This is a genomic window from Arcanobacterium phocisimile, from assembly GCF_016904675.1.
In the GTDB taxonomy this organism is placed as follows: Bacteria; Actinomycetota; Actinomycetes; order Actinomycetales; family Actinomycetaceae; genus Arcanobacterium; species Arcanobacterium phocisimile.
In genome coordinates, this window is the sequence record NZ_CP070228.1 from 199,438 (window position 1) to 212,101 (window position 12,664).

At 53.0% G+C, this 12,664-nt stretch carries 12 protein-coding genes; 5 read left to right on the plus strand and 7 right to left on the minus strand.

Going from position 1 to position 12,664, the window contains the following annotated elements:
• Positions 1–147: 147 nt before the first annotated feature.
• Positions 148–3,429 carry an ExeM/NucH family extracellular endonuclease gene (locus JTE88_RS00825; RefSeq protein WP_204424741.1) on the plus strand — a complete coding sequence of 1,094 codons (3,282 nt, stop codon included), beginning with the start codon at positions 148–150 and terminating at the stop codon, positions 3,427–3,429.
• 80 nt (positions 3,430–3,509) lie between these two features.
• On the opposite strand, the gene JTE88_RS00830 is transcribed toward JTE88_RS00825, so the two are convergent.
• Both JTE88_RS00830 and ybaK read right to left on the minus strand, forming a co-directional pair.
• Positions 3,510–3,944, minus strand: a complete 435-nt coding sequence (locus JTE88_RS00830; protein ID WP_204424743.1) for a hypothetical protein — start codon at positions 3,942–3,944, stop codon at positions 3,510–3,512.
• A gap of 65 nt (positions 3,945–4,009) precedes the next feature.
• A complete protein-coding gene (gene ybaK, locus JTE88_RS00835; RefSeq protein WP_204424745.1) occupies positions 4,010–4,525 on the minus strand; it encodes a Cys-tRNA(Pro) deacylase in 516 nt (171 codons plus the stop codon).
• Positions 4,526–4,539: 14 nt separating this feature from the next.
• On the opposite strand from ybaK, the gene JTE88_RS00840 reads away from it, so the two are divergent.
• Entirely contained in the window at positions 4,540–5,052 is a 513-nt protein-coding gene (locus tag JTE88_RS00840) for a GNAT family N-acetyltransferase (RefSeq protein ID WP_204424747.1), read from the plus strand.
• On the opposite strand, the gene JTE88_RS00845 is transcribed toward JTE88_RS00840, so the two are convergent.
• Positions 5,049–5,564 (minus strand): TspO/MBR family protein, encoded by a 516-nt coding sequence (locus JTE88_RS00845; RefSeq protein WP_204424749.1) that lies wholly within the window; start codon positions 5,562–5,564, stop codon positions 5,049–5,051. The genes JTE88_RS00840 and JTE88_RS00845 overlap by 4 nt on opposite strands.
• Before the next feature lie 60 nt (positions 5,565–5,624).
• On the opposite strand from JTE88_RS00845, the gene gluQRS reads away from it, so the two are divergent.
• The gene (gene gluQRS / locus JTE88_RS00850) at positions 5,625–6,632 is read left to right on the plus strand and encodes a tRNA glutamyl-Q(34) synthetase GluQRS (protein ID WP_239519527.1); all 1,008 of its coding nucleotides are present in this window, start codon (positions 5,625–5,627) and stop codon (positions 6,630–6,632) included.
• Between the two features lie 8 nt (positions 6,633–6,640).
• Here the strand turns inward: gluQRS and JTE88_RS00855 are convergent, their stop codons facing one another.
• On the minus strand, positions 6,641–6,814 hold the full coding sequence (locus JTE88_RS00855) for an antitoxin (protein WP_204424752.1): 174 nt from the start codon (positions 6,812–6,814) through the stop codon (positions 6,641–6,643).
• Between the two features lie 246 nt (positions 6,815–7,060).
• Between JTE88_RS00855 and clpB the strand changes: the two genes are divergently transcribed.
• Both clpB and JTE88_RS00865 read left to right on the plus strand, forming a co-directional pair.
• Complete coding sequence (clpB, locus tag JTE88_RS00860; protein ID WP_204424754.1) at positions 7,061–9,727, plus strand: ATP-dependent chaperone ClpB; 2,667 nt, start codon at positions 7,061–7,063, stop codon at positions 9,725–9,727.
• Positions 9,728–9,806: 79 nt separating this feature from the next.
• On the plus strand, positions 9,807–11,276 hold the full coding sequence (locus tag JTE88_RS00865) for an amino acid permease (protein ID WP_239519528.1): 1,470 nt from the start codon (positions 9,807–9,809) through the stop codon (positions 11,274–11,276).
• Positions 11,277–11,352: 76 nt separating this feature from the next.
• Here the strand turns inward: JTE88_RS00865 and JTE88_RS00870 are convergent, their stop codons facing one another.
• From JTE88_RS00870 to JTE88_RS00880, 3 genes are all read right to left on the minus strand, one after another.
• Complete coding sequence (locus tag JTE88_RS00870; RefSeq protein WP_204424756.1) at positions 11,353–11,799, minus strand: IS3 family transposase; 447 nt, start codon at positions 11,797–11,799, stop codon at positions 11,353–11,355.
• 7 nt (positions 11,800–11,806) lie between these two features.
• On the minus strand, positions 11,807–12,193 hold the full coding sequence (locus JTE88_RS00875; protein WP_204424758.1) for an IS3 family transposase: 387 nt from the start codon (positions 12,191–12,193) through the stop codon (positions 11,807–11,809).
• A 74-nt stretch (positions 12,194–12,267) separates the two neighbouring features.
• Positions 12,268–12,528 (minus strand): helix-turn-helix domain-containing protein, encoded by a 261-nt coding sequence (locus JTE88_RS00880; protein ID WP_204424760.1) that lies wholly within the window; start codon positions 12,526–12,528, stop codon positions 12,268–12,270.
• Between the last annotated feature and the right edge of the window lie 136 nt (positions 12,529–12,664).

Below are 12,664 nucleotides of genomic sequence, written 5' to 3' on the forward strand. Positions count from 1 at the left end.
CCAATATTTTGTTTCGCGATGGAGTCCAGATTCTAAGAATTCGGTTGTGTTGGCTAGGGGAAAACAGCATAATTCATAGTGTCTAACGACATTCGAGACGCTATCGAGTAGCGATGACGTTGAAATGGATAGAGAGTACACGCACATATGAAACTTTCGCGTTCAATGAAGGTGATGAGTGTTGCGACTGCATCTTTGCTCGGGCTTCCGCTGGTTGCATTACCAGCTCATGCTGCCGAGAATACGGTCGCTGATCATGTTGTTATCAACGAAGTTTATGTTGATGGAACAGAGAATAGGGGAACCTATCGGGATTTCGTTGAGCTGTATAACCCGACGACTTCGTCGATTGATCTGAGCAATTACGTATTGCAGGGTTATTCACGAAGTGGAAACAAATCCGGTTCGCAAACAGATCTCACGGGAACTATCGCGCCACACGGGTATTATCTTGTGGCGGCTCGTGAGGGTAATCCAGAAATAGAGCTGAATGCAGATTCAACTGACGGCCGCTTCAAAATGAGTGCGTCGAAGGAGGGTGCCTCAATAGGTCTTTTCGATAAGGGTAGTGTTCCTTCGAAGCTGAATAAAAATTTTACTGCGGTCGATCTGGTTGGTTGGGGAACCAAGGCTATCGGTGAAGGGAAAGCGATTCCGGGTGCAGCTAAGAAGGAGAAGTCTTTTCAGCGTACCGTTACAGGCGTAGATACCAATGACAACAGTGCGGACTTCTCTATTTCGGCAGCAACTCCGCAGAGTTCTGGTGTGGCTGTGCCAGATGTGCCAGATGTGCCAGATGCTCCGGATGTGCCAGGTCCGGATGATTCGGATACTCCTGTGGATCCAGCCGATCCGCAACCAGACCCAATCACTCCGCCAGTTGCACCGGCACAAACCCTAACAATTGCACAAATCCAGGGAACCGGTGACAAGACTCCGTATGCTGATCAACGCGTCACGACGACCGGCGTCGTCACCGCAGTATATCCCTACGGCGGTTTCCAAGGTTTCTATGTGCAAACCCCGGGAACTGGTGGTGATGCTGCCGGTGAGCGCACCGCATCTGACGGCATCTTCGTCTATGTCGGTAACTTTAAGAACATCCGCAATAAGACCGGCGTGGCTCCCGGTACAATCGCAGTAGGTGACTATCTTGAAGTGACCGGTATGGCGAGTGAATATTACGGTTTAACCCAGGTGAGCGTCTATGATAAAGCCGGCGTTAACCCAGACTACACCGTCACTAAACTAGACAAAGGCGACGACGTCGTCGCTCCAGAACCAGTCAAGGTTGAGCGCATCCCAGATGTTGAAGAAGCCCGTGAAAAGCTCGAAGGCATGCTGGTCCAGGTCACCGGCAACTACACGGTCACCGCTAACTATCTAACAAACCGCCACGGTCGACTCGACCTGGCACCAGGCAACGAGCCGTTCCGGATTCCGTCTGACCAAACCGCAGACAAGACGCAGTGGCCAGAGTTGGCTGCCAAGATCGAGCGCGAACGTATCGCACTCGACGACGGCGCTTCCATCGACTACACATCGTTCGGTAGTAAAAACAAGCGTTGGCCAAACTACAACAATCCGGTTCCATATTTGGATGTGAATAACCCGTTGCGGGTGGGCACAGTTATCAAGTTGCCACAGCCCATGATTTTGGACTACCGCGCCAACTCCGTGGGTCGTAAAAAGTACGAAAACCGGTGGAACCTCCAGCCAACCAAGCCGCTGTCGGACTACAACGATAAGGCAAACACCGAATGGACACGCTGGGTCTCGTTTACCTCCACCCGTCAAGATGCGCCAACGTTTGCTGAAGGCAACGTCACCATCACCTCGTTCAATGTGCTCAACTATTTCACCACCTTGGGTGAAGACGTCGATAAGTGTTCCGCATACTCCGCATACGACGGAACCAAGCTGACCACGAACCGGTGTGAGCCACGCGGTGCGTATTCTCAGGCTGCGTTCAAGATGCAAGAGTCGAAGATCGTGAAAGCAATCAATGCACTCGATTCGTCAGTTGTAGGACTGGAAGAGATTGAAAACTCGGTCAAGTTCGGTAAGGACCGTGATTTTGCTATCGCTCACCTCGTTGAGGTGTTGAACACTGATGCAGGCACTGACAAGTGGGCGTACGTCAAGTCTCCAGTCGCTGAGAAACTACCTGATCTTAAGGCCCAAGACGTTATTCGTCTGGCGTTTATCTACCAGAAGGATCAAGTTCAGCCAGTCGATGAGTCGAAGGTATTGTACGACGGCGATCAGTGGACGTATGCTCGCCAGCCGTTGGCGCAAAAGTTCCAGGCACTCAAGGACGGAGAGGCGGAAGGAAAGCCATTCGTCGTCGTCCTCAATCACTTGAAGTCCAAGGGCTCCAATAAGGACACAGTGCCAAACGATGGCTACCAGGGAAACAACAACCATATGCGTGTTGAGCAGGTAACCGAAATGGCGCAGTGGGTAGCGAAGAACTTCGCTGACGATGCAGTGTTTGTCTTAGGCGATTTGAATTCTTACACGCATGAAGATCCGTTGGTGAAGCTCGAAAAAGAGTTCGGCTACGAGTCGATTGCGGAGAAGATGGGTGTGACGAATCATTCCTACCAATATGGTGGTGTGGTTGGTTCGCTCGATCATGCGCTCGGTAACCCGGCAGCGATGGCGATGGTGAAGGATGCAGACGTGTGGAACGTCAACGCAATGGAGCCAGTTGCTTTCGAATACTCACGCTGGAACTACAACGTGAACTTCGAGAACCTGTTCGACGGCAAATCGCCATTCCGTTCCTCGGATCACGACCCGATCAAGGTTGCGATTGATACTCGCGATCCGCAGCCAGAAACGGTTGAGGTAGCGCCTATTGAACCGTCAGCTGCCGATCCGGCTACCTGCGAGATCCAGCCGTTCGTGGAAGTTACGCCAGTTGACGGCGTGAAGTATACGGTGAGCGTCGACGGTGTGGAACTAGCGCCGCTGGCTGACAACGCCAACAAGTTCGAGTACCCATACGGCAAGACTGTTATTGTGCGTGCCGAGCCGTTGGAAGGCTTCATGTTTGCTGAAGGTCAGCAAACTCAGTGGCAGTGGACAGCGCTGACTCGTAAAGAGCTCGGTTGCTCGATTGCGTGGACTGAATTGGTTCCGGCGACGCCGATTGCTCCGGAGCCGCAGCCGGAAAAGCCGGGTATTGCGTGGACTGAATTGGTTCCGGCGACGCCGATTGCTCCGCAGCCGCAGCCGCAGCTGGAGCCGGAGCCGCAGCCTCAGCCTCAGCCTCAGCCAGCAGCTCCGCAGGTTGTTGCGCAGGTGAGTGAGGGCCAGTCGATGCTGGCCAAGACCGGTGCGGACGTGCTGGCGCTCGGTACTTTCGCGGCGCTGGTGACTCTTGCCGGTATCGCATTCGTGATGCGCCGCAAGGACGTATGAACGCTGATGTGTACAGGTAGGTAAAGCTACCGACAACCAGGGCGGGGATCTAGGAAAAACCTAGATCCCCGCCCTGAGTTTTAAATATGTTTCATCAGAGAGTCCATGAAGCTTAGTTCATAGTTGAATTTGACGTCAATGATTCGCGCGAACCTATCGCGCTTCTCTAAGCGGCCTGAGTAACTCTTGTTGTTGAGATGGATTACTACCGTGCCGTCCGTGTTGATAAAGACGGCTTCGGCGCCATAGAAGTCTCGCAAGGCTTCGCGAAGTTTATTTTGCGGAAGCGCTTTCTTCAGGATCGGAATCAGGAAAAGGCATCCCACAACGGCAAAAGCGACCAGAGCAGCTAGCAAGTAATTGTTCGTGCGAATAGCAAAAATGGCGCTAGGGATGGAGTACATGAGCAACACGACAATGGAGGTCCGAACAATCCTCATGTCAGTTAGCTTGTATGGGAAATCTTCGTAGTTAACCCAGCCCTCTTTGAGCTCTAGTGTGTGCTCGTCGCTCATAACCTCACCTCAATTAGCTTCGTGCGATATGTTCACAGGGACATAGTAGACGTTCCGGACATCTGTTACCACTGGGCAATGTCAGCAACCCGTGCGCCCGATATGGCAATAAAATCCGCCGGTGCGATGCCCACTGATAAACTCCGTTTCCCGCCCGAGATTAATATTTCGTCAGCGATGACCGCGCTTTCGTCCAAGAAGATAGGGAACTGGTGTTTTTGTCCCAGCGGTGAGATCCCGCCAGTAACATAGCCGGTGAGTTTTTCGGCTCGCGCTGGCTCCATCATCGCCACTGATTTCACGCCAGCCGCGTGTGCCACGGATTTGAGATTGAGTCGGGCACTGGCCGGAACGATCGCGATAAAAGCATCTTTCCCAGACTCAACCATCAGCGTTTTAAACACCGTATCTGGATCGATTCCAAGAATCTGTGCAGTGTCTTGTGCATATCCGTGTTCCATGGTTTGCGAATGCTCATATTCGTAGAGTGTGAAGGGAACATTCGCGGCTTCAAGCGCAACCAATGCAGGTGTTCCGGTGTGGCCCGCCTTATATTGTCCTGTTTTCTTCTTCCTAGTCATGACACAATAAAAGCATGAATACTTCTGAGCGTTTTTATCTCCGACCGGCCGCGCGTGTCGACGCCGGTGCGTTATTCGAGCTTCGAACCGCGATTTTCGCGCAAGATTTCCCCGATGTGGATTTCAATAAGGAAAAAGAGTATCGGGAAATTGTCCAGATTCTCACTGATCAGGGTGCGTCAACTATATGGCTTGCCGACCTCAACGGTGAGGTTGTGGGGTATGTGCGTTCGGACGCGCTGGGGGCCGGCCATGAACGCCTGTTGGCGGTGACGTGGTTGGGTGTGCGCGGCGATGTTCGCCGTCGAGGATACGGAACGAAACTCCTAAACGCTGCCAGTGGTGACATTCCTGCCTACGCGTTCATGCCATGCCAAACAGGTGACGATGCTGCCGGCGCGCAGTTTTTCTCCGCGCGCGATTTTTCGCGCATCGATTTCACTGAGGATGCTCAAGCGGTAGCTCAAACACTCGGTCTTGCGCTAACGGACACTGGCAGCACCGGCAGACAAACGTTTATCCGTTAACTGTTGAGGTGGGCAATTTCGATATTTAGTGCGGTAGCGAACGCCGTCCAGCCAGCATATGGAATGAGGGCTACACCAGCGGCTGGGCAGACCTTTCCGGCACGATACGCTAAGTGTATTGAGGATGAGGCCAACAACGTGATTTCTGCGGCAGAAAGCCAATTGTCTCGAACGTTCCAGTAAAGGGCACTCCAGGTGGCGTTCAGTGCGAGGTTGACGCCGAGGGCGCGCTTGAATTTGCGGCGCTCGCGATGGATTCTGGCGAGTTCTTCAGGATCGTCGTGAGCCTCGTCTGCCTGGTTATCCAATTTAGTTAAAACAGCAGCTGAGGCACCTGCGATCGAGGCGTAGAGTGCTGACCATGCGATGGGAAAGACTTCTTCTGGTGGTTGCCATGAAGGTTTAAGTTGCGTCTTGTTCCACAATGTGTCGGTATTTGTGGCGTAGGATGCGATTCCGGCTGCGAGGCCGGTGACCGCGGTTGTTTTAATAATGTTTTTCAGTAGTCCCATGACTCTAGTCTTATCACTATAATGAGTGAGTACTGATGTTTTAGCTGTTAGCAGAGAATGATGAACGAGGAAACTAGCGTAGGTTGTGAGGGGTTGGGCAGGTTTGCACCGTCGCCGACGGGGGACTTCCACCTAGGTAACTTGCGTACAGCGTTGTTGGCGTGGGCGTTCGCGCGCCATAGTGGGCGCGGATTTCATATGCGGATGGAAGATCTAGATGAGCGTTCGCGTCCGCCGTTTGTCGATTCGCAGCTGCGTGATCTGGAAGCTTTGGGTGTTGACTGGGATGGTCCGGTTGTCTTCCAAAGTCAGCGCTTGAACCGCTATGCCGAGATTTTTGACCAGATGATGAAAGCTGGTCAGCTTTATGAATGTTATTGCACGCGCAAAGAACTTGCAGCGGTGGCCTCGGCTCCACATCGACCTCCCGGTTCATATCCGGGTACCTGTCGGGATTTGTTGCCAGAGCAGCGGCAGGCGGGCCGGGAAAAGTTAGCGTCGTTGAATCGTGGGCCAGCTTTTCGGTTGGCGGCGAACGACGTCGAAGGTGACGTTGTAGATCGCCAGTGCGGTAGCTACCGGGGTGCAATTGACGATCTGGTGATTCGTCGTGGAGACGGGGTTTATTCGTATAACTTTGTTTCGGTGGTTGACGACGCCGAATTCGGGGTGACGCAGATTGTACGTGGTGATGATTTGTTGCCGTCAACGCCGCGTCAGGTTTATCTCCAACACGTCTTGGGGTATGCCACGCCTGAATATGCTCACGTTCCGTTGGTACTGAACAGTCAAGGTGCGCGGTTGGCTAAACGTGATGGTGCGGTGACGATAGCGCAGCTGGCTGAGTTTGGTTGGGAAGTGGGCGATATTATCTCGCTACTTGCAACATCGTTAAAAATGCGGATCAGTAGTCTAGGGGTTTCAGAAATCCGTTCTGCTACTGAGTTTTTAGCCGCGTTCGATCCCGCGGCGCTTCCCCGATCGCCGTGGATGGTTGATGTGGATAGCCTAACGGCCGGGCCAACATCCTTTTTCGCGTCACTGCGAGATATTGAACCCGGCCGGTAGGGGACGAATTATTCGTTTCCGAGCTTGGAATCGATAACTCCACGGACACTATCGATCTTATCTTCATGCTCGGCGCCGAGCTTATCTTTGGCTACCTCTTCAGCTTTATCTAGCGCCTTATCGGTAAGCTCTTCTGCTTTATCGCTGTTAAGCGCATCCTTTGCCTTATCAAATAGAGACATCTCTATTCTCCTTTCGGTTTGTCGCTACCATGAGGGCGTTGATTAACGACGCTTGTTCCATGTGTAGCATTACCCTCATTCTACTAGGTATTTAGTCCTCAATCTACCTTCTAGATAAATTCTTGCCTTATAGTGGGTCTTGTTAATTAAACTTGAGTGGAATAGACTCAACCTTAGGTACGTTATATGAAGCAGTGAACGGCTAGAACGCGTCAGTTCAGTCGTATTATCAAGGAGTTTATTGACATGGATAAGTTAACAACGAAATCGCAGGAGGCGTTAGCTGATGCGATCGACATGGCGATGCGCGCGGGCAACCCGCACGTTGAACCAGCCCACCTTCTCGTCTCATTACTCAAGCAATCAGGTGGAGTAGCAACGGCGTTACTGGATGCCGTCGGTGTCACTATTGCTGACGTCGTCGAACGCGCCCAAGCGCAACTGGCAACTCTGCCAGGAGTCCAAGGCCAAACAGCCTCGCAACCACAAGCCTCACGTAATCTTTCCCTTGTCTTGTCCGATGCTGGGAAAGAAGCAACCGCGCTGGGAGATGCCTACATATCCACTGAACATTTACTGCTCGCTATCGCTGGCAGTCAAAGCTCCGCGGGCGATATTTTGCGTTCGGCAAACGCGAGTCGTGAACAGCTCAGCGCAGTTCTGCCGTCGGTACGTGGCTCAGCAAAAGTCACTTCCCCAGATCCTGAAGGTACGTTCAAAGCGCTCGAAAAGTACGGTTCGGATTTGACGCAGATGGCGCGCGAAGGAAAACTTGATCCGGTTATCGGCCGAGATTCTGAGATTCGCCGCGTCGTCCAAGTTCTGTCCCGGCGCACGAAAAACAATCCTGTGCTTATTGGTGAGCCAGGCGTCGGTAAAACTGCAGTTGTCGAAGGGCTCGCACAGCGTATTGTCGACGGCGATGTTCCCGAATCTTTGCGCGGCAAGCGGCTTATTTCTCTCGACATTGCCGGCATGGTGGCCGGTGCGAAATACCGTGGCGAATTCGAAGAACGCCTCAAAGCCGTACTTCAAGAAATCAAAGAGTCTGACGGCGAAGTCGTTACTTTCATCGACGAACTGCACACCGTCGTCGGCGCCGGTGGCGGAGCAGATGGGGCAATGGACGCCGGAAATATGCTCAAGCCGATGCTGGCACGCGGCGAACTGCGGCTCGTGGGCGCAACAACGCTTGACGAATACCGTGAACATGTCGAAAAAGACCCAGCTCTAGAACGCCGTTTCCAGCAGGTCTTCGTCGGCGAACCAAGCGTCGAAGATACCATCGCGATTTTGCGCGGAATTGCACCAAAGTACGAAGCACACCACAAGGTCACCATCTCTGACGGTGCACTCGTGGCCGCGGCTACGCTCTCTGACCGCTATATTTCCGGGCGGCAGCTGCCAGATAAGGCGATCGACCTCGTTGACGAAGCTGCTTCGCGCCTGCGTATGGAGCTCGATTCGTCACCAGAAGAAATCGACGTCCTGCAACGCCAAGTCGATCGGTTAAAGATGGAGAAGTCCTATCTGGAAGAAACCGATGCAGACGACGACGCCTCCGCAGCCGACCGCCTCGAAAAGCTCAACGCTGAACTCGCCGACAAATCCGAAGCCCTCGCTTCGCTGAACGCGCGCTGGGAAGCTGAAAAAGCTGGCCGGAACAAGGTTGGCGATTTGCGTGTGCGCCTCGACGAGCTGCGTACTGAGTTGGAAAAAGCGATTCGTGAAGGCCGATACGACGACGCCGGACGGATCCAAAACGGCGACATTCCACAAGTTGAAGCACAGATCGCAGCCGGTGAAGAAGACAAGAACACACTTGTTGACGAAGCACCAATGATCGCGGAGAAGGTTGACGCGGACGGTATCGCCGATGTGGTCTCTGCCTGGACCGGCATCCCAGTCGGTCGCCTCATGCAAGGCGAAACCGAGAAGCTGCTTCGTATGGAAGACGAAATTGCGCGTCGGCTTATCGGCCAGCGTTCGGCAGTGGTCTCTGTAGCGGATGCGGTGCGGCGTTCGCGTGCAGGCATTGCCGATCCGCAGCGTCCAACGGGTTCGTTCTTGTTCCTTGGCCCAACCGGCGTCGGAAAAACTGAGCTGGCGAAGTCGTTGGCAGAGTTCTTGTTTGACGACGAACGTGCCATGGTTCGTATCGACATGTCGGAATATTCCGAGAAGCATGCGGTGGCACGGTTGATTGGTGCACCTCCAGGATATGTGGGGTATGAAGAGGGCGGTCAGCTCACCGAAGCGGTTCGCCGTCGCCCCTATGGTGTGGTGTTGTTGGACGAAGTGGAGAAGGCACATCCGGAAGTCTTCGATATTTTGTTGCAGGTGCTTGACGACGGTCGGCTCACGGACGGCCAGGGACGCACGGTTGATTTCCGGAACACGATCCTGATTTTGACGTCGAACTTGGGTTCGCAATTCTTAACGAACACCGAGCTGGATCTTGCCGATCAGCACCGGGCAGTGATGGAAGCGGTCCATGCGAACTTCAAGCCAGAGTTCTTGAACCGGTTGGATGATCTGATTATCTTCGAACCGTTGAGTGTTGCAGATATTGGCCAGATCGTCGATTTGCAGGTGGCTCAGATGGCGCAACGTTTGGACTCGCGTCGGATTACGCTCGATGTCCGAGAGGATGCGAAGTCAGTGTTGGCGCTAGAAGGATATGATCCGGCATTCGGTGCACGTCCGTTGCGTCGCTTGATTCAGCGCGAAGTCGGCGATCAGCTGGCACGCCTGCTGTTGGCTGGTGACGTCAGCGATGGGCAACGAGTCGTTGTTGAAAGTGCAGACCTCGATACCTCATTCTTCGATCGAGAAACCGGTGAAGTGGTGCCCGCCAATGGCACGGCGGTGGAGAACGCACACAAGCTGAAGTTGGTTGTTGAGGAAAGCTAACCACACTGAATGCATGGTACGTATCCCAATAGGTGGACAGCTGTAGGATTTGTTCGGTCAGACGGGTATGCTCCTACCTATGAAAGATCAGATAAATACAGCAAAAGATTCGGCAGGGGCCAGTGTGGCCTCTGCCGAATCTGCCGTAAATGGCAAACATGTTCAGCTTAAACGAGGCCTAACTTCTGCCCAGGTATCCATGATTGGACTATCTGGCGCACTCGGCACCGGCCTGTTTCTCGGCTCCGGATCGGTGATCAGTTTTGGTGGCCCATCCACAGTGTTTGCGTATCTGGCGGCTGGTCTTCTAGCTCTATCTGTTGTGTGGGCGTTGGCTGAAATGGTGTCGGTCCACCCGGTTCCTGGCGGCCACGGAGCAGTAGCAGCCTCCTACCTAGGCCCATACGGTGGCTACGTTACGCGCTGGAACTTCGCAGTGACGATGTTAATTGCGGTTGGTGCTGAAGTGACAGCCTCAGCCACCTATCTGCAATTCTGGTTCCCGAGCTTGCCACTGTGGGCCGGTACTGTCCTATGCTCGTTGCTGATCGTGGCGTTGAATTTGTTCTCAGTGCATCTCTATGGTTCGAGCGAGTACTGGTTCTCGATGATTAAGGTCATCGCTATCGTTACCTTCATTGCGCTCGGTTTGGCCCTGGTTCTTGGGCTGTTCCCAGGGGTGGAAGCAATCGGTACTGGTAATTTGACCGAGCACGGCGGGTTCTTCCCTAAAGGAATTTCGGGCCTTTTGGCGGCTATCTGTTTAGCTGTCTTCTCCTTCGGCGGTATCGAAAACGTCTCGGTTGGTGCAGCGGAATCCGAGCATCCGGAGCGCGACGTTCCACGTGCTGCACACACCATGATTTGGCGTCTGTTGTTGTTCTACGTGCTCGCCATTCTCGTGGTGCTCATGTTGCAACCCTGGACGGAAACTGCTGGCTCACATGGCACGATTGACGAATCACCATTCGTGCGGGCGCTCGATATTACGGGTGTTTCGGGTGCGGCGCATATTATGAATGCGATTTTGATTGTGGCTGCGCTTTCGGCGGCAAACGGCTGTTTGTACTCCTCAAGCCGCATGATTCATTCGCTGGCTAATGACCGTCAAGCCCCGAGCTGGGCTGCGGTGACGGCGAGTAATGGTTCGCCGCGTCGTGCAGTATTGATCGCAATGGTTGGCATGGTGTTAGCTTCTGTGCTGGCAATCGCTAGCCCGGCGAATGCGTTCTTGTGGCTCTATGGTTGTGCAACGATCGGCATTCTGGTGACCTGGGTGATGACGATGATTACCCACATGGCGTTCCGTGCCAAGCGTAAGGCTGCCGGGTTGCCATTGCCTGAGCATCGGTTGTTGGCAGCGAACATTGTTGCGCCTGTGGCGATCGCTGTGTCGGTTGCGATCTTCATTGGGCTCTACTGGCTACTGCCAGTGGCCTGGTACGCCGGCATTCCATACCTTTGTATCTTGACACTCTCCTACTTGGCGGTGCGTAGTGTGCATTCGATGCACACCCACGATTTACTCGAAGAAGATCTTTGTCGCTAAATAGCTTGATAATAATGGGGCTACATGTTATGATCTGCTCCCCAGATGTTGGACAGTTTAAATCATATCCTGTCTGTTAGGCTGCAAGGGCCTGATTCCGGTATTCAATCGGGGTCAGGCCCTTGAGTCGTTCTTGGATACGGTTGTTGTTATACCAGGTGATGTATTGGTCGAGTTGGTCAAGGAAGTCTTGAACGGAGGTAAAAGAGCTTGGGTGGTAAAACTCGGCTTTGAGGTGACTGAAGAAATTCTCTGCTAAAGAGTTGGCATAACAGTTACCCTTGCGAGACATTGATTGAACCGCGCCGATATGGTCAAGCTGGTTACGCCACGATACATGCTGGTAATGAAATCCTTGATCAGTATGAACAATCAATCCTGGCTGCGGGTTTTCCTTGGCAATGGCCTGAGCTAACGACGCGGCTGTGAACGTGGTTGTGGGATGGAAAGCATGCGTGGCAGCGATGATGGTCCCATCGAAGAGGTCGATAATGGGTGAGAAATAGACTTTCTTACCACACACGCGAAACTTAAGTGATATCTGAGACCCATTTACGATTGACCTGTGCGACACTAAAGGCACGGTTAAGCACGTTTCGAGCAAGACGATTAATGGTTCCACGGTAGGAGTTATACCGGCGTTTAGGCCGTGTAATACACACTAACTTCTCACGCGCCATGATCTTAGCAACGAGTTTTTTCGATACCCGCCAACCATCTTTCATCAACGCTAACCGGATACGCCACTGGCCATACCGGCCATGAGCTTGATAGAAAATATTTTTGATCACTAGCGCAAGCTCAGCATGTTTATCGCCACGCCCGACACGGGCCTGATGGTAAAAGAACGTTGAGCGAGCAAGCCCGGCAATACGTAGTAAGTCACTAAAGCGGTAGCGGGACTTGAGATCTGCCACGACGCGGGTCCGGGTCAGTATTCGTTGCTCATCAAGTCCCTTAATGCTTTTAGGTAAGCATTTTCCGCTTCTAATTACTCTAAACGGCGTTTGAGCTGATCAAGCTCACTAACTGGCCGGGGTTGATGTGGATCTTTTCTTGGTCGACCCTTTGGTCGAGGACGTAGTCCGTCTACTCCTTTAGTCCGATAGATCCGAACCCATCTTTCTAATACTTTCGGTGAGGACAAACCCAGTTCCTTCGCAATGGACATCTTTGTTTGCCCGGAAAGGAACCGCTCAACTACCTGGAGTTTAACCTCGAAGGAATACTGTGAAGGAGTCGGCTTGTGCATGAGAACAAGTCTGCCATGAATACACCACCTCTCCCATAGATTCTTTGCAGTTCTCACCCCAACACCTACATGCTTGCTAGCAACATGAGGACCAAAACCAGCCTCAAACAACGAAACCAACTGCTCACGCTGGAGC